This window comes from Nostoc sp. (genome assembly GCF_036917135.1).
Taxonomy (GTDB): Bacteria; Cyanobacteriota; Cyanobacteriia; order Cyanobacteriales; family Nostocaceae; genus Nostoc.
Map to the genome: position 1 here is coordinate 205,023 of NZ_JBALEA010000076.1, position 25,638 is coordinate 230,660.

Consider the following 25,638-nt stretch of genomic DNA (forward strand, 5'->3'; position numbering starts at 1 on the left):
AATACAGTTTGACCTCTCTCCTAAAAGGAGAGAGGCTTTGAATATTACTCCCCTTCCCTTCTAGGGAAGGGGCTGGGGGTTAGGTCTGTATTGCACTCAACTGAGAACCGCTATAAACTGTAGAGAAATTAGCCATTAAAAACGCGACTGCGCCACTTATTCAACCGGGCTTCTCCAATTGTGGCAGACCGTTGAGCATCACCAACTTGCTCTTGCAAAGCTGAAATCTGTTTTGCTTGGGCGTCAACTTGCTGTTGCAAAGATGTATATTCGCCTGTGGTGGTAACGGAACTGGAAGACTGCCAACTACTACTAAATTTGCTTGTCCCAATGCTGGCAAAGGGTCGTAAGTCTGCTAGTTTTTGTTGCAAAGTTGCAATCTGGCTTTCTTGCTCTTGAATCTTTTGCTGCAAGCCTTGTTCGGCTGCTGTGCGAACTGCAATAAATGTATTAACTGGAGCGGCTTCTTCTGCCTTGGGCTGGAACACTTGAGCTAGCAATGCACTAATATCTGTGGGTTTGATTTTACCGTAAGGAGTGTTGGTAATTAGCGATCGCACCAGTTGAGGTTTATTATTCGTTGCGAGATTCTTATCGCTGCTAGAATTGCTCCGCAGCAGTTGCAGCATATTGCTAAATTCCAATATCTTTTGGCCAGTTTGAGTTTTATAACCCCGGTAATATGGCACGATGTTCTCCCCAAAGGCATCTAAATACTCGTCGCTATCAAGATAAGAATCAATATCCGCCTCAAAACCTGACTCATCTAAAATGTTGCTGTGTTGTATCGTCTCGGAGTAGTCATCGGGAGCGCGCCCCAGCAGGTGCTTGAAATTTAATTCAATAGCGCGGTAGCGGTAAATGTTATCAAAAAATCTGGAGCGATACAACTCTGATTTGGCAACTTGACGCACAAACTCACGGACATCGATTATGCCTTGCTTAAGTTGGGATTCTGGAACAATCAGCCGCTCACTTTCCATAATGTAGGCATTACCCAACACTTGCCGATAAACTGCTCGAATTACAACTTCAATGTCATCATCTGAAGCAGTAGTCCACAGTTCGATGGGTTCTGTTTGGGGAAATGCTTGATATTGGCGTTGTCTGGTTTCGTCGTTTATGAAGGTCTGCATATTTGGGTTAGTGTGGGTAGGAGTGGCTAAACGCACCGCGATAAATATGGTGCGTTAGGTTAAAGCCATAACACACCCTATTCAAGATTTACTAATTACTGGATATTGATTTTTGAAAAAATCTAAATATATGTAGGGGAGCCAGCCGCGTTGGTGGGTTTCCCGACTTGATCGGACTGGCGTTGTGTTATTGCTTTCGTCACACACCAAAGGAATATTTTGGTGCGTTAGCCTACGGCATAACACGCCACTACGTGTATTTCAAAAATCAAATTATGAGTCTTCTATTAAGTTATCAAGTTGTGGGGACTTTTTTAGTTACATTTTCTAACAAACTTAGACGGCTAACTGTTAATAACTAACAGCTAATCATGATCAAAAATTAGCAATTAGACATTAACAATTAGCCGTCAACCCCCTTAGGGAGTATTTAAAATTCAAAATTCAATTTTGAATTAGAGTGTAGACCCTTGTCATCAGAATTTCCGCCGGATAGGAACTCTTAAGCACGCTCATCAAATCGAGTGTAGAAACCACCGTATTTTATCCAGTATTGTTTCAAAGTATGATGAGGTGTATGTAAACTAGCTTTTGCCTGATATAAAATAACTTGGCGATGATCGCCCATCCAAATTTTATTAATGGGGTCAACGGATATTACTGTTCCTCCTAAAGAAGCAACACATTCAGAAAATCTCTCAATGGTCGTATATTCGAGTGTCTCGAATATAAAAAAATTACCCGAACAAATCAAGTGACGGCTGCGAATCCAGCAGCGCATTTTTTTTTCAGCCTGTGGAGGTAACATTTTGTTTTTAAAAGATTCAAGCTGAATCAGCATAATGTGTTCACCACAGGTAATTCATCAGCAAAACTTTTCCGTTTTTCAAATCGCAAAGGGCCAGCTTTTGATCCCCAGATTTGCTCGTGGGTTTCAATATCCATACCTTGATCTAGACTTATCCAAGTATGCTCGGTTATTTCTACTTCGCTGACAAGATATGTTTGGCATCCATTGCGCTTAATCAGACATTGATTGCCTGGTTCTACGCTGCCTCGAAACATTTCACCTTCTCGTTGGAAAACCATTGAACAGTGATAACGTCGTTGGATGCTTTCTGGGGTGATGGTTTTGAGGATATCTAATTCACGAGCGGCACCTGCATAAAGCATTTGGTCTTTTAAGCTGTAATTTTCGATATAAATGCGATCGCCACAATCGACTAGTCTATGTACTCCCTGGCGATAGGGTGTCCATAAATCGTGATCGTAGACTTGTTCAGAATAAAAACCGATGGCAGAAAAAAATTCAACCGGTAAAGGACGAAAATAAATGTGAATGTGGGCGTAAAGTTGCGGATTTGCAAAAGATTGCTTGTAGTTGCTAAAATCTCCTGCCATCCAACCGGCTAAGGTGAGCAGATCGCTAGCGTTGGTGCTAGATTCGCTGGGCGCTATCGTCACGTCGCTTCACTCCGAATTCAAAATTCAAAATTGATATTGTTAACGGTACGCGAAAGTCCCCACCCTCAATGTACTCATAGGATGGGGATGAATAGCGGGGGTTGAGGATTGCATCCAGAATTTGTTTTTACCAAGTAAAAACAAATTCTGGATGGATGACGAATCCCCAGGATTTTCTGGTAAGATACTCAATGTCTTGACCATCAATGCCATAAGCGAAAACCAAGCTAATAGGTATATGTTGCAAGAAAACCCTTCGGCTTCGCTCAGGGTAAAAGATTTGGGTCTTGGGAACCAGGACTCCTGCCCTTGGAGGGAATGTCAGACCAAAAAAACTGCGGAGTTTTTGAGGCTGTTCCCGATGAATTGGGAGAGCTACGACTCGGTTCCGTAGGCAGGTCTGAGTAGTTCACATGGTTGAACTTGACAAAGAGCGAATCTCTGAAGAAAAGGAAGCTGTTGTCACGCCTTTACCATCACTGGTTTTAATCGTCGCTACCCGAAATCGCAGATTTCGGGTAGCAAACCAAATTCGCTCTTCAGCAGCAGCGAGTTCATACTCTGTAAGCAGGGTAAAAATACCATCGTCACTCAGATGATATTTAGCCACTGCTGGGATTGTTTCGGCATATCCCTTGTCTCGCAGCAGTTTACCTCTAGAAGGATTTTTGATATCGGGAATTGGCACCAGCACAGTACTACCTGAGATTGGTTTATCATCCCAGTCTGACTCACCTTCCCAAGTCATCCGAAATGGGTGGGTGATACTGGCGCGGTCAGTGTCATACAATTGACAGATTGCTAGTACCGCCGGATCGTCGGTGGATAGAGACTCAATATCAATGTTAGACAGCACTTGTTCAAAGTGGGCAAACGCTAAATGATGACCGCTACGCTGCGATCGCCATCGTCCAATTGAAAGTTCAAAAAATTCAGTAATTTCCATTAGAAAAGTGATTCTTAAAAAGTAGCTTAAAATCCAAGAGATAGCTTGGCTACAATGTTATTCTCTTAGTCTATATGCTAGCCTCCTTCACTACAACATCATTGTGACAAAGGAGAGGACATAAAGACTTTAAATTCTTATTAGCCTTGATGATTTTAAGTTTTTGTATCGTTTACCTTTACATATTCTGATACGATGCCGAAACCATAGTTGTTAAATTTTGTTAAATGAGATGAGGGGGATGAGGAAGATGAGGAGAATAACCAATCCCCAATACTTCGGCTTACCTCGGCTCCGGCTCCATCGAGCGAAGTCGAGATGCTCGGCACAAGTCGCTCAGTACAAGTCCCCAATCCCCAATATTCTGAGAATGCGATCGCTATTTGGTGACATCTGTAAAATAAAGTAAAGAATAGCTGTACCAAATGCACCTATGGAAATCCATCAAATCCAAGCTGAACTGAAGAACCCAGATTTTCAATATCGTCTGAAGGCGATCGCAGCCCTCGATAATTATGAGTCAGAAGTTGCTGTTCCTTTACTAGCAAGTAAACTTCATGACTCAGAATTTTTGGTGCGTTCTTTTGTTGCAAGGGGTTTGGGTAATCAACAATCAGCAGAATCTTTTGCTGCTTTGATGCAAATTATGAAATTTGATGATACCCCCAACGTGCGGGCTGAAGCGGCAAATTCTTTATCGCTATTTGGCAGAGTCGCAGTTTCTCATCTAGTTCTGGCATTTTATCAGGATGACCACTGGCTAGTGCGACGGAGTATTTTGGCTGCGATCGCCGAAATGGATTGCCCTGAAGAACTATTTGATATCTGCGTTCAGGGTTTAAAAGATGAAGATTTTACAGTTCAGGAATCCTCTGTTGATGGACTCGGCGCCCTAGCTAGTTCTAACCAACATCCTGCGGCATTATCGCAAATACTAACCTTGGTGAATGTTGAATCTTGGCGGATGCGCGTGCGAGTTAGCTATGCTCTGAAACGATTTGACGAGCCGGAAGCCAAAGCAGCCCTGAACCAACTCAGACAAGATGAGGATCACCGAGTTGTCGGAGCTGCTTTAGAAGACTTGTTGCCACAATAGCGGTGTGGCTTTGTTTGGAATATTGTGATCAAACCTATTTCAGCAATTAGGTAGTCTCTTATTTTACCTTAAATTTGACAAAAATATCCGGTTAATCTGCCAAAATCTGGAAGAAAAAAGCAACTTTTTTCCGATAGGGAGGCATTTGTGACTGATACACAAACTGGTCAAATGACCAGCCCCGTTGGGGTGGGGTTGCAGGTATTGGGGTGTGGGGTGTAGTGAGAGAAATAAGCCCCAACAACCTCTTGTGTTCAAGCCCCGTCCTTCAATGACGAACGCATTGGTGGGGGTTCAAGCCCCGACCAATGCCGTCTTCCCCACACCCTACACCCTACCCCCCACACCCTTCTGCTTGACTTGGCGACTACCAGGTTCCTCAGAATGTGCTTTACATTTGCGGCATAATGCTTCGGAACCTTGGCGATCGTATAAAGAGCTTCCACAATATGTTCTACCTGATCCGCCTGGTTTTTCCGAAGGATACGCCACATTTTTAGCCCTCCTGAAAAAGAATTGGCAGCCTTTATGAGATTTACGAGATTTTGAATGGATTCTCAATTTTCTAGCTCATCCTGGTTGTGGTTATAGCTAAGGTAAAAGGTATAAAGAGAGAATTTTTTACTTTTAGCTTCCTAACCTTGTGAATAACTTGACGACAAACAAACTATCTACACCCCAGTTGTTTAAAGGCATTGCGCTATTTACACCTGGAGGAGATTTAATTTATTGCATCGACCCTAGCAAGCAAGGGCGATGGCATTTGCATTTGTGTTCGGCTTTGCAAGAAATCTTAGATTTGCCAGAGCCACCGCACTTTTTAGTGCCTTGTTATACTGCGACTATTGACAACTGGTTAGATCCGCGTACTCAACAAGTGCGAACTTTTGCTGAAGCTTATCCGGCTGTAATTAGACATCAAGCTTTGCTTAATGCCATTTTTGGCACAGGGGAGTTAGTATGGCAAGCAGCTCCTTGGCAAGAGGGTTTGTGCGATCGCATGGTGTTAACAACTTATCGTTCGTCATTCCCGCAGCTTTGGGAGGATCACGATTTAATTGTCCGTCTAGACCTTTCTGAACCTGTGCCAAAATACCATCAGCCAGTTATAGTCCAAAAAAAGGAAGCAATCTTACAAGGCTATGTACTCCGCTTGTTTGTTGCAGGACATAGCAGTACTACCGAACACATCCTTCAGAATCTACACGAATTGTTAGAGCGATCGCTCGGACACCCTTATACTCTAAAAGTGATTGATGTTTTAAGTCATCCAGAACAAGCAGAACTCAATCAGGTTTCTGCAACTCCCACCCTTGTCAAAGTTTGGCCTCACCCAATTCGCCGAATCGTTGGAGAGTTGGATCATGTAGAAAAGATTTTACAGATGTTAGCTGCTAAGGAAAAACTTTAAGTCATCAGACTAGTTTTTTGCCAAGTGCGCGAATGGGTAGGTGTTGAAAAATGGGTGACTACAAAAATGGTTAGATTGCCCTATTTACAAGGATTTCAGGGCTGTAGCTTCTTTAAACCATCCGCGCACCTTATGTAGACTGACTTTCAGCTATTTACAGATGGCACAATTGCCACTCCCTATGTTATGATTTTCGCATTCGCGCTATTGAACCTTGAAAACCAAATAACACACGGCTTTCGGACGCCAGCCATTGCAATCAACTAAAATCCCTATTAGGGATTGAAACTCATTCCATTCATCCAAAACAATAACGTAAGGTGCATTGCAATCAACTAAAATCCCTATTAGGGATTGAAACTTGTTACTGCCCATCTTCCCGAATATCTGAATTGCATTGCAATCAACTAAAATCCCTATTAGGGATTGAAACGCGATTTTTAAAACCAAGCTCTTTTATTACTCTCATTAGAGGTTGTTTGAAAAGTGGTTGGCTGTAATTTTACGCACTTACTGATCCCCCCTAACCCCCCTTAAAAAGGGGGAAGAATCAAAGTCCCCCTTTTTAAGGGGGATTTAGGGGGATCTAAAACTTTTTGCTACCGATAGGAGGACTTTTCAAACGTCCTCTTAGATAATATTTAAACCCTAGTTTATCCGGGGTCTGACTTTTCACGTTATGTGGAAAAGCTAACGATTGACCTAACCCCATAACCCCCAACTCGTCGCGTCCCGGGAAGGGGAAAATTCAAAGTCTCTCTCCTTCTAGGAGAGAGATTTAGAGAGAGGTTTTTCTGATCCCGTGAAAAGTCAGATCCGCGCTTGATTCCAAGCAAGAATTTGTTGAGTTTACTAATAAAGCAAGGCCTTGAAAAAGATTCAAGGTCAGCATCTTATTTTCCTCTCTTCAGAGATATAAAATAGCGCTAATGTGGAGTTTAATTCCTCAAGATTTGTTGCAGCGAAGATGCTAAGTCTATCGCTGAATTACCAGTTGATCTATCTTACTTAGATTGGTAGAAAAACCAAATTAAATAAAGAATTTTCTTGGGAAGAATCTGATGAATTTTAACTTGAAAAATAGTGCTGCGATCGCTGCCTGTCTGAGTACACTTTGTTGGACTAGTGCAGCGCGTGCGGATGGTTGGCCAATCAGCGTAGCAGGAACTTGGTCTGTGGCAGCAAATCAGTCTGCCGGGACTTTGGTAATCAATCAGCCGAGCAGCACTTTAAATTGCCGACCCATCAACGGGACAATTTTTGTAACAGATTCAATTCAAGGGTTCTATTGTCCTTTCAGTGGCAATATTGGATTTTCACGTATAAACAGCAACGGTACGACTATTCAATACTATGAGGGAAACCTTTCACAGACTGGAGCAGTCTTGCGGATAGGTGGGTCATTCTCATCCATTCTCGGAAGTTTTGGGAATTACAATTTCTCAGCAGTTAAATAGTGTAGAACCCCTAAAGGCAGTTCCAGATGATTCCACATCCAGCTTGAGGGCTGTGATATTATGGGAGACTGCTACATACATTTAGAAAAACTAGAAACTGAATCGATCATGGCCCTGACGCAACTGCGGAAACAAGAAATAATTTCCACCTACCAAGTTCATGAAACCGACACTGGCTCGGCCGATGTCCAAGTTGCCATGCTCACTGAGCGCATTAACCGCCTTAGCGAACATCTCCAGGCAAATAAAAAAGACCATTCTTCCCGCCGGGGACTGTTGAAGCTAATTGGTCAGCGCAAGCGTCTTCTAGCTTATATATCGCAAGAAAGCCGGGAAAAGTATCTAGCTTTGATTGCTCGCCTCGGTATTCGTGGATAGGATTACCGCTTATGTCTGGTGAAGAATCTGAACGCAGTCCCTTGCCCTTTGAACCAAACAAAAAGCGCCAAAAACCCGCAAAAACTCAAAGTAAACCAGCAGCACAGCCACAAGAATCAGCCAAACAGACCGAAAGAAAGCCGTCTTACACTAAAAAAGAGATGGCAATTCCCCAAGTAATCAGCCAACGGATGATCCGACGGGTAGCTGTGTTCTGTGGTGTACCAACAGCTTTGGGCATTAGCGCCCTGGTTGTTAGCTATCTGCTTGCTATCTACTCCGACATCCAATTACCTCCCATCGCCGTGTTATTGGTGAATATGGGATTATTTGGTTTGGGGGTCTTAGGGATAACTTATGGCGTTCTCTCTGCCTCTTGGGATGAAGAAAAAGTCGGCAGTTTGCTGGGTTTGGGTGAATTTAACACCAATTGGGGACGAATGGTGGAAGTTTGGCGCGAAACTCGGCAAAAAAACTTATAATGAACGGCGCTCAGGTATCAGGTAACTGTGGTATTGGGTAAATGAAGAAATAAATGTTGAAGTTGAAATCTCATAACTTCAACATTGCTAATTAAAATCATATAATCTTTTTGATACCCCATATCCAGTTATTTAGTAGTAAAACTACTGACTGAGCGCTATGTTTTGTCTATTTATTTTGTAAACAAATTTTATTTTGAACTACTCGTAATTAGGCCAATCAATAGGCAACAATAAAGAAAATTAGCCCATTTACATAAAAATTTTACTCAATTAATCAGGAACTTTCACATGATTATAGTAATGAAAAGTGGTTCCCCAGAGGCGGAAATAAACCGCATTGATGAGGAATTAACTAGTTGGGGGCTAACTCCAGAAAAAATTGTTGGTCAACACAAAGTAGTCATTGGTCTAGTAGGTGAAACCGCCAGCTTAGATCCACTACAAATTCAGGAACTTAGCCCCTGGATTGAGCAGGTTTTGCGGGTAGAACAGCCTTACAAACGAGCCAGTCGCCAGTACCGCCACGGCGAAGCTTCGGAAGTGGTGGTTAATACTCCCAATGGAACAGTGCTATTTGGTGAACACCAGCCTTTGGTAGTTGTTGCCGGCCCCTGCTCCGTAGAAAATGAAGAAATGATTGTGGAAACGGCGCAGCGCGTCAAGACGGCTGGAGCGAAATTTTTGCGCGGTGGGGCATACAAACCCCGGACTTCACCTTACGCTTTCCAAGGACACGGCGAGAGTGCTTTGGATTTGTTGGCAAAGGCACGGGAAGTCAGTGGACTAGGTATTATTACAGAAGTGATGGATGCGGCTGATCTAGATAAAATTGTCGAAGTTGCTGACGTAATCCAGGTGGGGGCAAGAAATATGCAGAATTTCTCGTTGCTCAAAAAAGTCGGAGCGCAGCCGAAACCAGTTCTCTTGAAGCGGGGAATGGCAGCTACGATTGAAGATTGGTTGATGGCAGCTGAGTATATTTTGGCATCTGGCAATCCCAATGTAATTTTGTGTGAAAGGGGAATACGCACCTTTGACCGCCAGTATACGCGAAATACGCTGGATATATCAGTAGTGCCAGTGTTGCGAAAGCTAACTCACCTGCCAATCATGATTGACCCCAGCCACGGTACTGGTTGGTCTGAGTTTGTGCCTTCAATGGCAATGGCAGCGATCGCAGCTGGCACAGATTCCCTGATGATAGAAGTTCACCCCAACCCTGCCAAAGCTTTATCCGACGGGCCTCAATCTCTGACACCAGACCGTTTCGATCACTTGATGCAAGAATTAGCAGTAATTGGTAAAGCCGTGGGACGCTGGCAGCAATCAGCCGTGGCTCTAGCATGATGTGGAGGGGATGATGGTATTGGGTGCAATGACTGTGGGAATCATAACTAATTATCCGAACTTGATATTACCTTATGCGGGAACCGCTATAAGTAAGGCTTAAGCTGTACCCAATGCTTAAAATTCGCGTTGTGAAAAAATAAAAGTAGCGATCGCTAACAACATGACACTATAAAGTAAGCCATAGCCAGCATTTGTAATCAGTGCAGTTGTGTCAGGTAGTGCTTGCAGACCATAAACGGCATTATTTTTCAAATCTAATCGAGATAAATCTGGCAAAATGAGAAACAAACCTTGAGTTAGACGTTCCATACCAGGGTTGTGGCTAAGACGACCAAGTTGTACTAAATCTTGAGTAATATTTCCGATTAAATATACTGCAAAGGTTAAAACAGTCGCTAGCAGAGAAGCGGTAAAAACACCGAAGGTAATAGCTACAGAGGTGATTAATGACAACTGCAAAAATAAGAAAATTGCAGCAATTATAATACTCGCTGTTGGATGAGGAATGTTACCAAATTGCAGAAATACCAGATAAATTGCTGTCATCGTAGCGACGAGTACGGCTAATACTGCCGATAAACCCAAGTATTTGCCGACGATAATTTCGCTGCGGCTGACAGGTTTAGCAATTAACATCAAGATAGTGCGTTTTTCAATTTCTTTATTAACCAGTCCCGTACCAACAAATATCGTCACAATTAACCCGATGGCATTCATCGCCGCCATCCCAAAGTCTAAAAACATTTTGTCTTCAGTCGTAGCTGCAAATTCAGGAAGGACGCGGAAGGCAGTGGCGAGTATTAGCGCATAAAAACCAATAATATATAGGATGCGATCGCGTACCACTTCCTGAAACACATTTTTTGCCAATACAAAAATTCTATTAATTGTCATTTTTTTTGGGCATTGGGCATTTTTTTTTGGGTATTGGGCATCTGACTTTTCACGTCATGTGGAAAACCCCATGAAGACCTAACCCCCTAGCCCCCTTCCCGACACGGGAAGGGGGAAAATTCAAAGTCTCTCTCCTACAAGGAGAGAGATTTAGAGAGAGGTTTTCCAGATACCGTGAAAAGTCAGATTGGGCATTGGGCATTGGGCATTGGTTATTCTCTCGCATTCAGAACTCCTAACTCCTAACTCCTAACTCTCAACTCTCAACTCCCCACTCTCAACCTTCACTGCTGCGGAGGCGGTGAGCCAGGAATCAATTTACTGGCGCGATCGCATTCAATTTCTGCAACTGTAATCTTATTCCCTAAATTATTGGCTGGTGCAACTGGTTCAATGCGACAAGATTTCTTTAAATAATAGCCCCGTGGATTAGAACTCGGTCCAATCCAAATACTTAATAAATCTAATATATATCCAGATTTAGTATTAGCTACACGCGGCTCAACGTGCCATAGTTCCTTCTCTTCATATTTAGCCAGGTTCTTTTGGATTATTTCTCTACCCAAAGTTCCTACTTTCTGTTTCGCATCTAGCAACCATTTTTCTGCTTCCGACCAAGGTCTTGCAGCTATTTGTTCTACTACTATTGGTTGAAGTTTCTCTAAAATGACAACACCGTTTTGGGGGATTTTTACTCGTTCTTCTGTTCTGACAACAAAGGTACTATTTTTAAAAGTATCTGCCTGCAAACTGGGATATTGTTGAAACCAATTATCCATCACAAAGTAAAACTGAATCCAGCAACTTAGCAGCATACTACTAGCAACTAAAATTATGATTCTTTGGCGGTCTTGTGGCTTAGGAATGCGAGCTTTAGCATCGGTATCGTTTCCTTCAATAAACTCAGGTATTGCCGTAATTAGTGCTGAAATTGTCGGCCAAAAAACAATTATTCTTGGTGTAATTACATCCCGTTGATTTCCAAATGCAAAAACACTCACTAAAAACCCAGTAATTACTGCCCCCACTGGCATGAAAGTACCAGGAACCCTCAAAGGATCTTCAGTTGTATACCAAGCTGTGCCGGCAATTAAAAATAACCAACCGAAAAAGGCAATGATATCTTTGATATAACCTGTGGCAAGATATGAGAGTCCCCAAGAAAAAACACTCATATATATAAATGTCTGCCACGAATAAGCTTTGGGTGGAACTAATACTTTTCTAATTCCCGCATAAAGCCCTTCTGCAAATTTAAAAATCCCAAATACATCTTTAAGTAGCGTATTCATATTATTCTCTACACCTGATTAATCAATCACTAATTTTCCTCGGAATTAAACAAGTAACTTTTTGCTATTTTGAGCGAAATAATAAAATAACAGTTATAGCACTATAACTCAGAGAATTCGCTATTAATATAGTAGTAACTAAATTAGTATTTTGGAAGTTAACGCTGCTCAGACGAAGCCTTTTCTGTCTGTGAGATGTTTGAGGCTCTTCTTCCTTTTTAGCAAATGTTTCATTTAATGATAGTAGCAAACCCCTTAAAATAAAAAATTTCATCAGAAAAGTAGCAAAGAAAATTATACAGGCAGTTAAGATGATTACAGTTTGGGTATTTGGTGATTTGAAACCATTAAAAAACATATAGTTAATTAATTCTGATTTCACCTCTATTGGCAACAGTGGTTCCGATACAAAAAAGATGAACCAACCAATTACACTAGAAAACAGATTGATAGAAATGGCATAAAAAGTGCTAGTTTTTTTGTCAAATTTTAGTCGATAGTGCAAAACATAAGCTTCGACGGGGATGGCAATCATTACAAACAAAAGGTCAAACAGAATTCCACCAATGGGAAAAATCCTGGGAAGCATCCAATTTTCAGGCATAAATAGTCAAGGGTAAGAGTTAACTGTAGTGAGTATAACTGGGATAGTGAGGGTGATGGGGGAAATTATCTCATTGTTCTTGTCCTTTACTATGCTGGTGTGAGAGTATTCTTAGATTGATATTGTTAATACATCAAGCTGACCATTATACGGAGACGTTAGAAGGGCAAGACGTTAGGTAAGATTAAAGACTGCCACGTTATAGCCTTTTGAGACATGACAAGGAACGGTATCGGTATTCGCACGGCGCAAGTGCGTCAGGAACGGCTCATTGGTCAAATTCACGTCTACGATGGCGTGGGTAAAGGTAAGTCCCAAGCGGCTTTAGGGGTGGTTTTGCGCTCCATTGGCTTGGGGATAAATACGCCTAGCAATTCTAACCGGGTTTTACTACTGCGGTTTTTAAAAGGCCCGGAACGTGATTATGATGAAGATGGCGCGATCGCAGCTTTGCAACGCGGGTTTCCCCATTTAATTGACCAAGTTCGCACTGGGAGAGCCGAATTTTTTGGCCCAGAAGAAATTACCACCTTTGACCGAGAGGAAGCAACGCGGGGTTGGGATGTCGCCAAAGGTGCGATCGCTAGTGGTTTATATTCAGTTGTCGTCTTAGATGAACTTAACCCGGTTCTAGATTTAGGTTTGCTACCAGTGGATGAAGTGGTACGGACATTAAAATCTAAACCCCAAGAGTTAGAAATTATTGCGACTGGACGGGCTGCACCGCAAAAGTTGCTTGATATTGCAGATTTGCACTCAGAAATGAAACCTCATCACCACCCAACAGCCAAAGCCCTCTTACTTGAAGGGATTGAAATTTATACTGGTGCTGGTAAAGGTAAGTCTACAAGTGCTTTGGGCAAAGCTTTGCAGGCAATTGGTAGGGGAATTAATCATCCAGGGTCTACCCGTGTGTTGATTATGCAGTGGCTGAAAGGTGGTAGCGGCTACACAGAAGACGCAGCGATCGCTGCCTTACAGCAATCATATCCAGAAGTGGTAGATCATCAGCGTTGCGGTGGAGATGCCATCGTCTGGCGAAATTCTCGGCAAGAATTAGATTATGTAGAAGCCGAACGGGGTTGGGAAATTGCCAAAGTTGCGATCGCTTCTGGATTGTATAAAACTATTATCCTCGATGAACTAAATCCCACCGTTGATTTAGAACTACTCCCCGTTGAACCCATTGTCCAAGCTTTACTCCGCAAACCCCGCGACACCGAAATCATTATCACTGGCCGCTGCCAAAATCCCCCCGCATACTTCGACTTAGCTAGCGTCCACTCAGAGGTTTACTGCCACAAACACTATGCCAATCAAGGTGTAGAACTTAAACGAGGGGTAGATTTTTAGGCGTTGCTGATAAATTGATATCCTAGTTTCTCTAAGAACATAAGGATACCAAAATGGTAAACCTAATATTAGTCTAGTAACGCATGGAAATCACCTTCGCTGACCGCAAACTGCAAAACCTATGCTAACAACAAGACTTAGCGCAAAGAAAATTGGGTACAAAATGTGCAAAGAAATTGACAACCCGATTGGCTATTCTTGGTGCTGCTAGTTGTGTCACGGAATTATTTGCAGGTCGTCCACATCCTTTAAAAGGAGATCGTGCAGGTGAGTTTGCAGTAGACCTAGAAGGTGGTAAGCGGCTTGTATTTAAGCCAGACAACGACCCCATCCCCCTTACCGAGGATGGAAGCATTGATTGGTCAAATGTTACTGCTGTTTGTATTGTTTTTATTGGAGATTACCATGACTGAGACAACCCGAACATTCACTCCAGATTGGGTATCTTCTCCCGGTGATGCCATCGCTGATTTATTGTCAGAGCGTGATTGGACACAAGTACAGTTAGCAGAGCGATTAGGCTACACTACGAAACAGATCAGTCTACTCATCAATGGTAAAGTACCGATCAATGAAGAAATAGCCCTGAAGCTAGAACGGGTTATGGGTGGTACAGCAGCATTCTGGCTTAGATATGAAGCTCAATATCGTGCAGCTTTGGCAAGGATAGAAGAAGAAAACCGCTTAAAGGAGTGGACAACTAGCAGGAATTTTTACTTCCGGGTAGTAAAATATTTTGCACAAAGCGATCGCGTCCTGCTGCTTTTGCTTGATACAATGCCCGATCTGCTGCCGCAATCATTTCTTCTAAGTCAGAATCTGGCTGAGGGATTTCTGTCGTAAACCCGGCACTAATGGTTACATGAGGACTAACCTGAGAATTTTGATGAGGAATTGCCAGTGTCCGCACAGCATGACAAATTTTCTCGGCAATATTAGTCGCCCCCTCGGTGTCTGTGTTAGGTAAAATCACAGCAAATTCTTCCCCACCATAACGGGCAACTAAATCTCCAGGACGTTTGATAATATCTTTGATCGCTTGAGCAATTTCTTGAAGACAGCGATCGCCTACCCGATGACCATAGGTATCATTATATAATTTGAAGAAATCAACATCGCAAAGAATCAGGGAAAGAGACTGTTGATCCCGTTTCATCCTCTGCCACTCTTGCTTCAAATACTCTTCAAACCGTCGGCGGTTAGCTACTTGAGTTAACCCATCGATGGTAACTAATCGTTGCAATTCCACATTCACAGCTTCTAATTTTTGCTGTAACTGAGATTGTTCAATCAAGCGTTTTATCCGTTGTCGCAAAACTGGCCAGTGAATCGGTTTGGTAACATAATCCATTGCCCCCACTGCAAATGCATGGTCAACTGACTCTTGATCTTCAAGTCCTGTAATCATTAAAACTGGAGTGTGCTTGCTACAATGCAAAAGCTCCAACTGCTTGCAAAACTCGAATCCATCCATATCCGGCATTATGGCATCAAGAAGTACGATATCAGGGTGCAGTTGCTTAAAAGCTTTTATTGCCTCTATGCCATTTTGAGCTTCCGCTATTTGATAGCCTTCCCGCTCCAAGAAATGCCGCAGTATCAGGCGAATAAAAGGTTCATCATCAACAATTAGAACTAAAGATTGGCTTTCTTGAGCAGTGGCTTTCATCATGCTTCCTTCACAAGTTCTTTTTCTAAGGCAGTTTTAACTTGTTCATATTCCTCATATAGTTGTGGAAGTAATTCTAGACTGTTTTCTAATTTACTCCTGCGTCCCTGTGCTTCTAACGCCTTGCAAAGCTGCGCCAAGGCGATCGCACCAACAGAAGCACTGCTAGACTTAAGTTGGTGGGCTGTCTGCCATATAGTCTCGATATCCTGAGTTGCGATCGCGGCGCTAATCTGTTGCACTAATCTTAGTGTCTCTGTAAGATAACACTCAATTATTTCAGCAAATGCCACACGATCTCCTCTGACCATATCCCGCAAGGATTGGAGAATTTTGGCATCAATTTTGGCGCTTTTGAATGTCTGGTTTTGCCCTGACTGGAGAATATCTGACGAAGGTGGCAATTCTGGGCACATCACTCTCCCTAATTCTTCATATATAGCGGCTCTCGTTCACGTGAGGTACACCCGTAGGGGCAATTCATGAATTGCCCCTACACTTTGCGATCTAATTTTGTACCGCATCTGAGTGGTAACCGCTATAAGTCCTGTGGGTGGGCAACATGAGCGCCCTAATTATGCAACTTAAATGTGCAACAGCTTAGTACACTGTGGCAAAAGTTTACGAATTCCCCTTGTCTGGTTGATTGAGATGGTAGAAGGTACCACGAACAAAAAGAACCCCAACTTCTTGAAGAAGTTGGGGTTCTGAGCTTCTTGGTGGAGGGCAAATCAAATAGGATTGCTATCAACATCCAGAATTTTGAAGTGAAGCGTGAAGGTCTAAGTAAGTAGGCGAAAATAAACCAAAGTAAGTTAAATCACAGCTTCTTGGCGTTGACAATCAAAAACAACCATATAAGAAGCATTTGGTATTTCCTGAGGGAGATGGCGCATATAGCCATCGGCATCAGAACGGCTGCGGAAACGAGCAACAATTTCCCGTTGCGTATTAGGAAGTAGACGAGCGATCGCCCAAGAATTGAGGCGTTCTTTATAGGCAATAGGCTGATTGTCTGATTTGGAAGCTTTGTTATCCGTATTTTCTGGCATAATGATGTTATCCGTATGAAGTTTAATGAGGGGCGTTAATTAGTTTCTAGGTAGGAATGCACTAACGCTTTTTTTTAATGCTGCTGCCACCTTGTTATTCGATTATTTATAAATTGTCAACACTTAGCGCTCTATTTTAGACCAACTCAGTTGGAATTTTCAGGTGATAATGAATCTCAAATCCTTAATTTGCAATTGTTTCCAGGACACAACAATGCTCAACCAGAAAGTTTGGCAATTATTGGGTTTGCATTATTTGTATGGACACACATAAGTAAAGTCCGAATCAGTAAGAAGATGAGCATTAATGTCTGAAAAAGAACTCTTAAAAACTCACCAGAAAATGAACAATAACGTGTGGAGAATTAATGGGCGGGGACAAACTCTTAATTTTTCTCTAGTGCGATGCCTAGGTTGGGCTACACGCCTACGGTAAAGCTATATTGTAGAGATAGGAGTGAAAATTAATTCTGCGTTGCTCGAAATCCTTGGTAGGCACAATTCATGAATTGTGCCTACGCCATTTTCACTCCTATGTCTTGTGGGCACTTACGTTTTTTATAGTTAGTTTAGAATACAGCAGATTACGCTCTAATCGAATACACGTAGAGACGTAGCACTGCTACGTCTCTACAAGGTTTTGGGTTTTATCTATGTATTTCATTTGCCTGAAATCTGCTGTAATTAAATTTTAATCGTTTCTTTATATATTAGAAAATGAATTTTTCATCAGGCTTTTAATAGAGCTTTTGGGAAAATATAAAGTGGGATTTTTTAATTTAAAGTATCTTGACTAATTGCTATAAAATAGGTAAAATTCTCCCGGTAAAATTATAGTTATGATAATGGAAACACCATTTGTAACATCAATACTTCAAAAAGTAGCAGAGGAAATAGGAGCGATAGTTTTATTAGATCCAGAATGCCCCTTTGTGGGACTGATTATATTTAAAAACGGTAATAAAACTTTTTTTCGTAGTAGCAGATTTAGTATTAATTCTTCTGGCTCAGTAGCAATAGCTAAAGACAAAGGGGTTTCAAACTTTTTTCTGAATAAATTCGGCTACAAGGTTACTGAAGGAAAAACATTTTTTAGTGAAGAGTTATGCGAAGAAACAGCTAATACCAGGAATATAGATGCAGGATTTTATTATGCTAAAGAGTTGGGATTTCCCGTAATTGTCAAGCCGATTAATCTCAGTCAAGGAATATTTGTTACAAAGGTTCACAACAAGCAAGAATACTATCAAGCGGCCAAGAAAATCTTGCAAAAAACCTCAGGATTTATTGTTGAGCGATTTTATAGTGGTAATGACTATAGAATTGTAGTACTTGATGATGAGATAGTTTCGGCATATCAAAGAATTCCCTTATTTATAGTAGGAGATGCTCAAGCTACTATTTTGGAACTTATGCAACAGAAGCAGGAAACTTTTATCAAAAATGGTAGAAAAGAAATTATAGATTTTGAAGATTACAGAATAAAAAAAAACTTGCGAAGACGGAAGCTAAATTTTAATACTGTTATACCCAAAAATAATATAATCTATCTTTTAGACAATGCAAATTTATCGACTGGGGGCGAGGCAGTAGACTTCACTGAAAATATCCATCCTGATTTTCAAAAATTAGCCGTAAGTATTACAAAAGATATGGAATTAAGATTAGCAGGTGTAGATATTCTTACTAGTGATATAACATCACCAATGGGAGATTATACGATCATTGAAGTCAATGGCGCTCCTAGTTTAACTCACTATGCATCATTTGGTGAAGTTCAAACGAAAAGAGTAGAAAAGTTATATCTCAAAGTTCTCAAAGCACTTGAAAACGAGAGTAAAAGTCGGGACAATTCATGAATTGCCCTTAGAGGTTGTTTGAAAAGTCATCTTCTTGCTAGCAAAACGTTTAGATCCCCCTAAATCCCTCTTAAAAAGGGGGACTTTAAGAAGTTTTTGCCCCCCTTTTTAAGGGGGGTTGGGGGGATCAAAAGCCTGTGAGACAACTTTAGAATACTTGTGTGTACACCGTAGCCTTATATTTCAATACGCTTGGGTTAAGGCTAGTACTATGAGTCAAAGTCATTTTTTTAACGTAGACGCTTCTCTACGAGACGCTACGCGTAGCTTGCTTCCACGAAGTGGTACGGCTTCCCGCAGGGTACCGCAGAGGCGCAGAGGACACGGAGAGAGAGGAAGGAGGAGGAAAAAATTACTTAACTGAACTGTATTGCCTTATAAAGGGGAGGGTTAGCGTGGGGTAAAACCTAGGTTAATCAGCTATTTCAGACTTGTGTGTGGTGTACACCGTAGTTGCTAAGGTGAGGGGAGACAAAGCACAGCTTTAGTGGGGTGGGGTTCTCCGGGTTTAATAAATAAAGACGGGTTGCAGCCCGTCTAAATAGCTTGAAAGTGCAAATACACCTTGTATAAGACTGAAAATAACACAGTTAATTTTCTAAGAGTTGCCAATTTGCCAAGTTATAAAAGGAACTGATATTGCTTTGTCTGAATCAGTCATAGTAGAGGGTGAAGCTACTGGATACAGAAGCTCGTCTAATGTGGTGTCAAGACTGGTTCAGCCTTACCCTGCAACAAAAATCAAGGTTTATAAACATCAAATATGAACGTTTTACTTCTATATCCCCGGTTTCCCAAAAGTTTTTGGTCTTTTGAAAAAACACTGGCTTTATTAGACCGTAAAGCCATGTTACCGCCTTTAGGCTTGGTGACTGTTGCCGCGATTTTACCCCAGGAATGGGATTTCAAGCTAGTAGATCGAAATGTTCGCGTCTGTACAGAAGCAGAATGGGCTTGGGCAGATTTGGTGATTATGTCGGCGATGATTGTGCAGAAAGAGGATTTGCTCTCTCAGATATTGGAGGCAAAACAGAGAGGTAAGCGGGTTGCTGTGGGTGGGCCTTTCCCGACAGCGCTACCCAATGAAATGACATCTGCCGGAGCTGACTATTTGATATTAGACGAAGGAGAAATTACCCTACCCTTATTTGTAGCAGCGATCGCACGTGGCGATCGCACAGGCATCTTCCGTTCTGACGGTGAAAAACCAGATGTTACCAATACTCCCATTCCTCGCTTCGAATTGCTAGAGTTTGATGCTTATGCGGAGATGTCGGTGCAATTTTCCCGGGGATGTCCCTTTCAGTGTGAATTTTGTGACATTATTGTGCTATACGGTCGCAAACCCCGCACTAAAGACCCAGTTCAACTTTTATCAGAACTTGATTACCTCTATAAATTGGGTTGGCGGCGGAGTATTTTTATGGTGGATGACAACTTCATCGGTAATAAGCGGAATGTCAAATTATTTTTGAAGTCCCTTCTGCCCTGGATGGTGGAACATAACTATCCCTTTTCCTTTGCTACAGAAGCTTCAGTTGATTTAGCCCAAGACCAAGAACTGATGGATTTGATGGTAGCTTGTAATTTTGGAGCCGTTTTTCTGGGAATTGAAACCCCCGACGAAGAAAGTCTCGCTTTCACTCAGAAATACCAGAATACCAGAGACTCCCTCAGCGAAGCGGTGAATAAGATTACCCTCTCAGGGCTGCGAGTCATGGCTGGCTTTATTATTGGGTTTGATGGTGAGAAGGTGGGAGCAGGCGCACGAATTGTCAAATTTGTCGAGCAAACAGCAATTCCCACAGCCTTATTTAGTATGCTGCAAGCCCTTCCAGATACAGCCCTTTGGCATAGATTAGAAAAGGAAGGACGACTCCGCAGCAAATCAGCCAACATCAACCAAACCACGTTGATGAATTTTGTGCCAACTCGACCCTTAGAAGACATCGCTCACGAATATGTGCAAGCATTCTGGGATTTGTATGAGCCGGAGCGATTTTTGGAGCGGACATACAAACACTTCCGTCTTTTGGGCGAAGCAACCTATCCGAAAAAGGGCAAAGCTGCCAAGAAACCATTGAATTGGAAAGTACTTCGGGCGTTGCTGGTGATTTGCTGGCGCCAAGGTGTACGTCGTCAGACGCGCTGGCAATTTTGGCGCAACCTGTGGAGTATGTATCAGCATAATCCGGGTGGGGTGAGTAGCTACTTAGCTGTTTGTGCCCAAATTGAGCATTTTGTGGAGTATCGCCAGATTGTCCGGGATGAAATTGAGGCTCAAGTGGCTGAATTTCTGGAAGCAGAAGCTAGGGTTAGAAACTCTTCGCTAATTTCTACCCATGTCTAGACAACATCTCTTCTCAATACTGCGTAGGTTTTGAATATTCGTAGGTTGGGTTGAGCGTAAGCGTTACCCAACAAACCCCTCTCGGAACTTCCCAGAAATAAATTATCCATCTTCTGGGGTGGGCATCCTGTCATTGGTGTCAAGTTAAGATAAAATCCCTTTAAAACCTCGTTTCCAGCCAGAGGCTGGAAACGAGATAATCTCTAAAAGGTTGTTCTAGGCTGGCTTTGACGTTAAGTTGACACCAATGGCAACATCAGCGCCCTGAATACGGTAATTACCTCCCTTGTAAAGGGGGGAAACAAGAAATCTAGTTCCCTCCCCAATATATCGGGGAAGGTTAGGGTGGGGTAAAACCTAGGTTATATCAGCTATTTGAAACTTGTGTGTACACCGTAGCCTAAAAGGAGATAGCAAAGGTGGTTTTTTGAGCTACCGTTATTTCTTACTCTAAAATATTCCAGAAAAAATATGCATAGAGGTAGATGAAAAGTAAGTCAATGAGGAGTCTAAAATACAAGTGAGCTAAATGATTAATCCGTAAGAAATACCGAAGCTGATGACGCTAGATAGATGCGGTTAGAGAACACTCAATGTTAAATGTTAACCGCTTGCGGCTGCAAGATATATTTAAAATCCCTGCAAATACACTTGTGGCAAAAGTCGCAAGTGCAATCCCCATTTTGGTTGGCAGTTTAGTACTAATTGGCTGGTGGCTTGACATTGAAGTTCTCAAGTGCGGTTTTCCTGGTAGTCCTGCCACAATGAAAGTCAATACAGCGCTGTGTTTTGTGCTGTGTGGTGTGTCGCTGTGGTTATTTTTAAAAGGAAGGGACAACAATTCAAAATTCAAAATTCAAAATTCAAAATTATTCCCCACTCTGCTAATTTCTAGGGTTTGTGCAATAGCTGTCACTACAATTGCTACGCTCACACTCTGGCAATATGTGTTTGGCTGGAATTTTGGTATTGACGAACTGCTATTCCCTGATTTACCAACCAGTTTGACGACATCGCATCCGGGGCGAATGGGGGTAAACACAGCACTGAACTTTATGCTTGTCAGTGCAGCTCTACAAATTCTGATTCATCCAAAAAACTACCGCAGTTATTGGTATGCTCAGATTCTGGCTCTGATAGCTACTTTAATTTCCTTTCAGGCGCTCATGGGCTATGCCTACAAAGTGAAAGTTCTCTATGGACTTGCTCCTTTTACAACATCAATGGCGTTACACACAGCGTTGTTGTTCAGCTTACTAAGTATAAGTATTTTGTGGGCGCAGGCAGAACAGGGGTTAATGAGGCTAGTTACAAGTGATACTTACGGCGGCTTACTTGCACGTCGTTTATTAGTTGCCGCGATCGCAGTACCTTTTATATTGGGGTGGATAATTGTTGTCGGTCAACGGGCTGGACAATACGATCCGGCCTTTGCAGTATCAGTGTTTGCCATCGTCCTAATTGTAATTTTTACTGTTTTGATTTGGCAAAGTGCGGCAGTTATTGAACGCCTCAGCCAACAACGCGACCTCGCCCAAGAAGCACTGAGAACCTACAAAGATAAATTGGGGAGTTTCGTCGATGCTAACGTCATCGGTATTATGTTTGGCGATGTGTATGGCGGTATCCAGCAGGCAAACGACGAATTTCTCAGGATGATTGGTTACACGCGGGAGGATTTGTTAGCGGGTAAGGTTAGTTGGATCAATATCACCCCACCAGAGTATTTATACTTGGATGAGCGAGGTGTCGCCGAAGCAGAAGTCAGCGCCAATGCTGCTTGTACGCCTTACGAGAAAGAATACATTCGTAAAGATGGTAGCCGCATCCCAGTTTTAGTTGGTTACGTCCTGTTAGGAGAAAACCACGAAGAGTCAGTAGCATTTATTCTCGACTTAAGCGAACGCAAGCAAGCACAAGCAGAGCAACAAAAATTAGTATCGCTGGTAGAAAATAGCTCTGACTTTATTAGTATCGCTACCCTTGAGGGTCAATTACTCTACATCAACGATGCAGGTCAAAAGCTGGTAGGGCTGGCTAGCGCCGATGAAGTCAGGCAAAAAGCAGTATTAGATTACTTCATGCCCAAAGATAAAGCCTATTTTCAAGAATATATTCTGCCGACTGTGCGATTACAAGGGCGCTGGCAGGGAGAATTTTGCTTCCGACATCTCCAAACAGGTCAACCGATACCAATTGATTACAACATCTTCACTGTTACAGACAAGAATACAGGTCAGCCAATTGCCTTAGCAACTGTGACTCGCAACATCAGCGAGCAAAAACAGTCCAAGGAACAAATATTACAACTAAATAGGGATCTACAGCGCCGCATTACTGAGTTACAAACTTTGTTGGAAGTAATTCCCATTGGAATTGGCATTGCCGAAGATCCACAATGCCAAAATATCAAGGTAAACCCGGCTTTTGCCAAACAGTTGGGGATATCCTCAGATATAAATGCTTCCCTTAACGCTCCTTTGGATGAAAAACCAACCAGCTTTAAAATCTATCGCCAAGGAAGGGAACTGTCAGCAGAGGAACTCCCCATGCAGTACTCTGCTGCTTATGGTGTTGAAGTTCTGGATTTTGAAGTTGATATAGTCCATGACAATGGAAAAATCGTTAACCTGTTGGAGTCCGTTGCACCCCTGTTTGACGAAGAGGGTAAAACCAGAGGAAGCGTTGGGGCATTTGTCGATATTACGGAACGCAAGCAGACAGAGGAAGTAGTTCTAAATCAGCAAAAATGGCTGGAAGATGTGTTAAATCTGATGCCGAGACCGCTATTGTTTATCGAACCAGGAACGGCGCGGGTAACTTTTGCCAATCGCTCTGCTAACGAATTAGCTGGGGGCGAATTTCCTAAAGGTATACCCGCAACAGAGTATCACACAGTTTACCACTACACAGATGCAGATGGCGATCGCATCCCCAACGAACAAATGCCAGGAGTGCGGGTTGCCCTTGGCGAACGCCTGAATGGATTGGAGGTGGACTGGCACACTCCCTCTGGTGTGCGCTCTCTACTAATATTTGCTGATACCTTGCCAGCAATGCACGGTCATCCCGCTACCTGTATCTTGGTGTTTCAAGAAATTAGCAACCTCAAGGAGGCACAAAAAGCCCTCTCCTTAAGTTACAAAAGGCTAAAGCTACTATTCGACACAGCTAACGATTTACTATCGAGTCAACAACCAGTAGTACTAATTGATAGCGTCTACCGCAAACTAAGAGACCAAATTGGTTTAGATGTTTATTTCAACTATTTAGTTGAAAATAACTCTCAGATAATGCGGCTAGATTCTTACAGTGGCATTTCCGAGGAGAAGGCAAAGGAAATTGAGTCGTTGCCATTTGGTGAAGCAGTTTGCGGTACTGTAGCCCAGGAGCGTTGTGCAATAGCTGTAGAGAATGTGCAGCAATCAATTGACCCGAAAACAAAATTGCTTTGCTCTTTAGGCATTACTGCTTATTATGCATACCCATTGATTGCCCAAGGACGGCTGTTAGGTACTCTTTCTTTTGGTAGCCGCACTCTGTTAAGCTTCACTGACAATCAAAAGGGGATGATGCAAGCAGTATGCGACCAAATAGCGATCGCAATGGAACGGGCTAGTTTAATTGCTTCTTTGCAACAACAAACTGAGCAGTTGCAAGAGGCTAACCGCATGAAGGATGAGTTTCTGGGAATATTATCTCATGAATTGCGATCGCCCCTTAATGCCATCCTTGGCTGGGCGCAATTACTGCAACGAACCAAGCTCAGTGAAGCCCAAATGGCTAGGGCTACAGAGACAATTGAGCGCAATGCCAAAGCGCAATGCCAGCTAATTGAAGATCTGCTAGATATATCGCGGATGATTAGAGGCAAGTTACGCCTCAATGTCGATACTTGTAATGTGGTTCCCATCATTGAGTCAGCCATCGAAACTGTTAGTTTCGCCGCCCACTCCAAGGAAATCGATTTGAGATTTTCCCTAATTCCCTCAAAAGAAACGTCAAATTCAGGTTGGGCATTAGGAATCAATGGCGAAAATCTAGAATCTTCAGAAGTTTCCGGTGATTTCGAGCGCTTGCAGCAAATCATCTGGAATCTATTATCTAATGCCATCAAATTTACACCCGTTGGAGGACGAGTAAAGGTGCAGTTGTCAGTAGTCAGTGGCCAAGAAAAACACCAGACAACAGATAAATATGCTCAAATTCAGGTGATTGATACAGGCATTGGCATCAGTTCTGACTTTCTTCCTTACGTTTTTGATCGCTTTCGTCAAGCTGATAGTTCCAACACTAGAACATACGGCGGATTAGGACTAGGATTAGCGATCGTCCGTCATTTAGTAGAATTACATGGCGGTACTGTCCACGCAGATAGTCCAGGTAAAGAACAAGGAGCGACCTTTACAGTCAAATTACCACTTCTAAAGAGTGCCCAGACCAATGGCACTAGAGCATCGATTCAGTAATCAACAGCCTTGATTTCTCGTTGTGTTGCATGGCTTTTTACCCCTCTCCAAACCTCTACCCCACGGGGGAGAGGCTTTGAAAACCACAGGACTATAGCAGTTATCATTTACGTGAGGTACACCCGTAGGGGCACGGCATTGCCGTGCCCCTACACCTCGTGATGTAACCTTGTACTGCATCTGAATGGGAACCGCTATACCCGCATTTCTCACAAGCTCCCCTGCTCCCTTCGCGGGTGAAGTAATAAGTAATAAGTAATAAGTAATAAGTAAGAAATTTTACTCATTACTCATTACTCATTACTCATTACTCATTACTCATTACTCATTACTCATTACTCATTACTCATTACTCATTACTCATTACTCATTA

Annotated in this window: 23 protein-coding genes and 1 pseudogene; 13 read left to right on the forward strand and 11 right to left on the reverse strand. The window is 42.5% G+C overall.

Annotated elements, in window-relative coordinates:
- Nucleotides 1-128: 128 nt before the first annotated feature.
- The 5 genes from V7K50_RS24415 to V7K50_RS24435 form a co-directional block, all read right to left on the reverse strand.
- Nucleotides 129-1,136, reverse strand: coding sequence for a phycobilisome rod-core linker polypeptide (locus V7K50_RS24415; protein WP_334964581.1), 1,008 nt, complete (start codon nt 1,134-1,136; stop codon nt 129-131).
- Nucleotides 1,137-1,638: 502 nt separating this feature from the next.
- A complete protein-coding gene (locus V7K50_RS24420; RefSeq protein WP_334800039.1) occupies nt 1,639-1,977 on the reverse strand; it encodes a CpeR family transcriptional regulator in 339 nt (112 codons plus the stop codon).
- Complete coding sequence (locus V7K50_RS24425) at nt 1,971-2,600, reverse strand: chromophore lyase CpcT/CpeT (RefSeq protein WP_334964583.1); 630 nt, start codon at nt 2,598-2,600, stop codon at nt 1,971-1,973. Before V7K50_RS24425 ends, V7K50_RS24420 begins: the two co-directional genes overlap by 7 nt.
- Nucleotides 2,601-3,009: 409 nt before the next feature.
- Entirely contained in the window at nt 3,010-3,546 is a 537-nt protein-coding gene (locus V7K50_RS24430) for a phycobiliprotein lyase (RefSeq protein ID WP_334964585.1), read from the reverse strand.
- 155 nt (nt 3,547-3,701) lie between these two features.
- The gene (locus V7K50_RS24435) at nt 3,702-3,977 is read right to left on the reverse strand and encodes a hypothetical protein (RefSeq protein ID WP_334964587.1); all 276 of its coding nucleotides are present in this window, start codon (nt 3,975-3,977) and stop codon (nt 3,702-3,704) included.
- A gap of 2 nt (nt 3,978-3,979) precedes the next feature.
- Here V7K50_RS24435 and V7K50_RS24440 point away from each other — a divergent pair, with 2 nt between their 5' ends.
- From V7K50_RS24440 to aroF, 7 genes are all read left to right on the forward strand, one after another.
- Entirely contained in the window at nt 3,980-4,642 is a 663-nt protein-coding gene (locus V7K50_RS24440; RefSeq protein ID WP_334964589.1) for a HEAT repeat domain-containing protein, read from the forward strand.
- A gap of 271 nt (nt 4,643-4,913) precedes the next feature.
- Entirely contained in the window at nt 4,914-5,174 is a 261-nt protein-coding gene (locus tag V7K50_RS24445; RefSeq protein ID WP_334964591.1) for a hypothetical protein, read from the forward strand.
- A 111-nt stretch (nt 5,175-5,285) separates the two neighbouring features.
- On the forward strand, nt 5,286-6,053 hold the full coding sequence (locus V7K50_RS24450; protein ID WP_334964593.1) for a circadian clock KaiB family protein: 768 nt from the start codon (nt 5,286-5,288) through the stop codon (nt 6,051-6,053).
- Between the two features lie 1,061 nt (nt 6,054-7,114).
- A complete protein-coding gene (locus V7K50_RS24455; protein ID WP_334964595.1) occupies nt 7,115-7,510 on the forward strand; it encodes a hypothetical protein in 396 nt (131 codons plus the stop codon).
- Between the two features lie 108 nt (nt 7,511-7,618).
- Nucleotides 7,619-7,888 (forward strand): 30S ribosomal protein S15, encoded by a 270-nt coding sequence (rpsO, locus tag V7K50_RS24460; RefSeq protein WP_334800097.1) that lies wholly within the window; start codon nt 7,619-7,621, stop codon nt 7,886-7,888.
- Nucleotides 7,889-7,899: 11 nt separating this feature from the next.
- Nucleotides 7,900-8,370 carry a PAM68 family protein gene (locus V7K50_RS24465; protein WP_334964597.1) on the forward strand — a complete coding sequence of 157 codons (471 nt, stop codon included), beginning with the start codon at nt 7,900-7,902 and terminating at the stop codon, nt 8,368-8,370.
- A 291-nt stretch (nt 8,371-8,661) separates the two neighbouring features.
- Nucleotides 8,662-9,720: a 3-deoxy-7-phosphoheptulonate synthase gene (gene aroF, locus V7K50_RS24470; RefSeq protein WP_334964599.1), complete on the forward strand. Its 1,059-nt coding sequence runs from the start codon at nt 8,662-8,664 to the stop codon at nt 9,718-9,720.
- A 117-nt stretch (nt 9,721-9,837) separates the two neighbouring features.
- Here aroF and V7K50_RS24475 read toward each other — a convergent pair whose 3' ends face one another.
- The 3 genes from V7K50_RS24475 to fraC form a co-directional block, all read right to left on the reverse strand.
- Nucleotides 9,838-10,617, reverse strand: a complete 780-nt coding sequence (locus V7K50_RS24475; RefSeq protein ID WP_334964601.1) for an ABC transporter permease — start codon at nt 10,615-10,617, stop codon at nt 9,838-9,840.
- A 284-nt stretch (nt 10,618-10,901) separates the two neighbouring features.
- A complete protein-coding gene (gene fraD, locus V7K50_RS24480) occupies nt 10,902-11,909 on the reverse strand; it encodes a septal junction protein FraD (protein WP_334964603.1) in 1,008 nt (335 codons plus the stop codon).
- 64 nt (nt 11,910-11,973) lie between these two features.
- Complete coding sequence (gene fraC / locus V7K50_RS24485; protein ID WP_334964606.1) at nt 11,974-12,513, reverse strand: filament integrity protein FraC; 540 nt, start codon at nt 12,511-12,513, stop codon at nt 11,974-11,976.
- A 216-nt stretch (nt 12,514-12,729) separates the two neighbouring features.
- Here fraC and V7K50_RS24490 point away from each other — a divergent pair, with 216 nt between their 5' ends.
- The 3 genes and pseudogenes from V7K50_RS24490 to V7K50_RS24500 all read left to right on the forward strand — a co-directional run.
- Nucleotides 12,730-13,866 carry a cob(I)yrinic acid a,c-diamide adenosyltransferase gene (locus V7K50_RS24490; protein ID WP_334964608.1) on the forward strand — a complete coding sequence of 379 codons (1,137 nt, stop codon included), beginning with the start codon at nt 12,730-12,732 and terminating at the stop codon, nt 13,864-13,866.
- 176 nt (nt 13,867-14,042) lie between these two features.
- Nucleotides 14,043-14,279 (forward strand): killer suppression protein HigA, encoded by a 237-nt coding sequence (locus V7K50_RS24495; RefSeq protein ID WP_334964610.1) that lies wholly within the window; start codon nt 14,043-14,045, stop codon nt 14,277-14,279.
- A pseudogene (locus tag V7K50_RS24500) lies at nt 14,272-14,472 on the forward strand (helix-turn-helix transcriptional regulator); the annotation flags it as partial. The gene V7K50_RS24495 and the pseudogene V7K50_RS24500, both read left to right, overlap by 8 nt.
- 94 nt (nt 14,473-14,566) lie before the next feature.
- Here V7K50_RS24500 and V7K50_RS24505 read toward each other — a convergent pair.
- From V7K50_RS24505 to V7K50_RS24515, 3 genes are all read right to left on the reverse strand, one after another.
- Nucleotides 14,567-15,535, reverse strand: a complete 969-nt coding sequence (locus V7K50_RS24505) for a PleD family two-component system response regulator (RefSeq protein WP_334964632.1) — start codon at nt 15,533-15,535, stop codon at nt 14,567-14,569.
- Nucleotides 15,535-15,951, reverse strand: coding sequence for an Hpt domain-containing protein (locus tag V7K50_RS24510; RefSeq protein WP_334964634.1), 417 nt, complete (start codon nt 15,949-15,951; stop codon nt 15,535-15,537). Before V7K50_RS24510 ends, V7K50_RS24505 begins: the two co-directional genes overlap by 1 nt.
- Nucleotides 15,952-16,350: 399 nt before the next feature.
- Nucleotides 16,351-16,587 (reverse strand): hypothetical protein, encoded by a 237-nt coding sequence (locus tag V7K50_RS24515; RefSeq protein ID WP_292769779.1) that lies wholly within the window; start codon nt 16,585-16,587, stop codon nt 16,351-16,353.
- Between the two features lie 845 nt (nt 16,588-17,432).
- Between V7K50_RS24515 and V7K50_RS24520 the strand changes: the two genes are divergently transcribed.
- The 3 genes from V7K50_RS24520 (at nt 17,433) to V7K50_RS24530 (ending at nt 25,265) form a co-directional block, all read left to right on the forward strand.
- On the forward strand, nt 17,433-18,446 hold the full coding sequence (locus tag V7K50_RS24520; protein ID WP_334964612.1) for a cyanophycin synthetase: 1,014 nt from the start codon (nt 17,433-17,435) through the stop codon (nt 18,444-18,446).
- 763 nt (nt 18,447-19,209) lie between these two features.
- On the forward strand, nt 19,210-20,796 hold the full coding sequence (locus tag V7K50_RS24525) for a B12-binding domain-containing radical SAM protein (RefSeq protein ID WP_334964614.1): 1,587 nt from the start codon (nt 19,210-19,212) through the stop codon (nt 20,794-20,796).
- A 593-nt stretch (nt 20,797-21,389) separates the two neighbouring features.
- Nucleotides 21,390-25,265 (forward strand): PAS domain S-box protein, encoded by a 3,876-nt coding sequence (locus V7K50_RS24530; RefSeq protein ID WP_334964616.1) that lies wholly within the window; start codon nt 21,390-21,392, stop codon nt 25,263-25,265.
- Nucleotides 25,266-25,638: the final 373 nt, after the last annotated feature.

What these genes read in the sequence shown, in the direction of transcription:
- fraD (WP_334964603.1), bottom strand. Translation starts at nt 11,909, where the DNA reads ATGAATACGCTACTTAAAGATGTATTTGGGATTTTTAAATTTGCAGAA.
- V7K50_RS24440 (WP_334964589.1), top strand. Translation starts at nt 3,980, where the DNA reads ATGGAAATCCATCAAATCCAAGCTGAACTGAAGAACCCAGATTTTCAA.
- V7K50_RS24455 (WP_334964595.1), top strand. Translation starts at nt 7,115, where the DNA reads ATGAATTTTAACTTGAAAAATAGTGCTGCGATCGCTGCCTGTCTGAGT.
- V7K50_RS24505 (WP_334964632.1), bottom strand. Translation starts at nt 15,535, where the DNA reads ATGAAAGCCACTGCTCAAGAAAGCCAATCTTTAGTTCTAATTGTTGAT.
- V7K50_RS24465 (WP_334964597.1), top strand. Translation starts at nt 7,900, where the DNA reads ATGTCTGGTGAAGAATCTGAACGCAGTCCCTTGCCCTTTGAACCAAAC.
- V7K50_RS24420 (WP_334800039.1), bottom strand. Translation starts at nt 1,977, where the DNA reads ATGCTGATTCAGCTTGAATCTTTTAAAAACAAAATGTTACCTCCACAG.
- V7K50_RS24475 (WP_334964601.1), bottom strand. Translation starts at nt 10,617, where the DNA reads ATGACAATTAATAGAATTTTTGTATTGGCAAAAAATGTGTTTCAGGAA.
- V7K50_RS24510 (WP_334964634.1), bottom strand. Translation starts at nt 15,951, where the DNA reads ATGTGCCCAGAATTGCCACCTTCGTCAGATATTCTCCAGTCAGGGCAA.
- V7K50_RS24415 (WP_334964581.1), bottom strand. Translation starts at nt 1,136, where the DNA reads ATGCAGACCTTCATAAACGACGAAACCAGACAACGCCAATATCAAGCA.
- V7K50_RS24445 (WP_334964591.1), top strand. Translation starts at nt 4,914, where the DNA reads ATGACGAACGCATTGGTGGGGGTTCAAGCCCCGACCAATGCCGTCTTC.
- V7K50_RS24525 (WP_334964614.1), top strand. Translation starts at nt 19,210, where the DNA reads ATGAACGTTTTACTTCTATATCCCCGGTTTCCCAAAAGTTTTTGGTCT.
- V7K50_RS24515 (WP_292769779.1), bottom strand. Translation starts at nt 16,587, where the DNA reads ATGCCAGAAAATACGGATAACAAAGCTTCCAAATCAGACAATCAGCCT.
- V7K50_RS24530 (WP_334964616.1), top strand. Translation starts at nt 21,390, where the DNA reads ATGTTAAATGTTAACCGCTTGCGGCTGCAAGATATATTTAAAATCCCT.
- V7K50_RS24490 (WP_334964608.1), top strand. Translation starts at nt 12,730, where the DNA reads ATGACAAGGAACGGTATCGGTATTCGCACGGCGCAAGTGCGTCAGGAA.
- aroF (WP_334964599.1), top strand. Translation starts at nt 8,662, where the DNA reads ATGATTATAGTAATGAAAAGTGGTTCCCCAGAGGCGGAAATAAACCGC.
- fraC (WP_334964606.1), bottom strand. Translation starts at nt 12,513, where the DNA reads ATGCCTGAAAATTGGATGCTTCCCAGGATTTTTCCCATTGGTGGAATT.
- rpsO (WP_334800097.1), top strand. Translation starts at nt 7,619, where the DNA reads ATGGCCCTGACGCAACTGCGGAAACAAGAAATAATTTCCACCTACCAA.
- V7K50_RS24520 (WP_334964612.1), top strand. Translation starts at nt 17,433, where the DNA reads ATGGAAACACCATTTGTAACATCAATACTTCAAAAAGTAGCAGAGGAA.
- V7K50_RS24430 (WP_334964585.1), bottom strand. Translation starts at nt 3,546, where the DNA reads ATGGAAATTACTGAATTTTTTGAACTTTCAATTGGACGATGGCGATCG.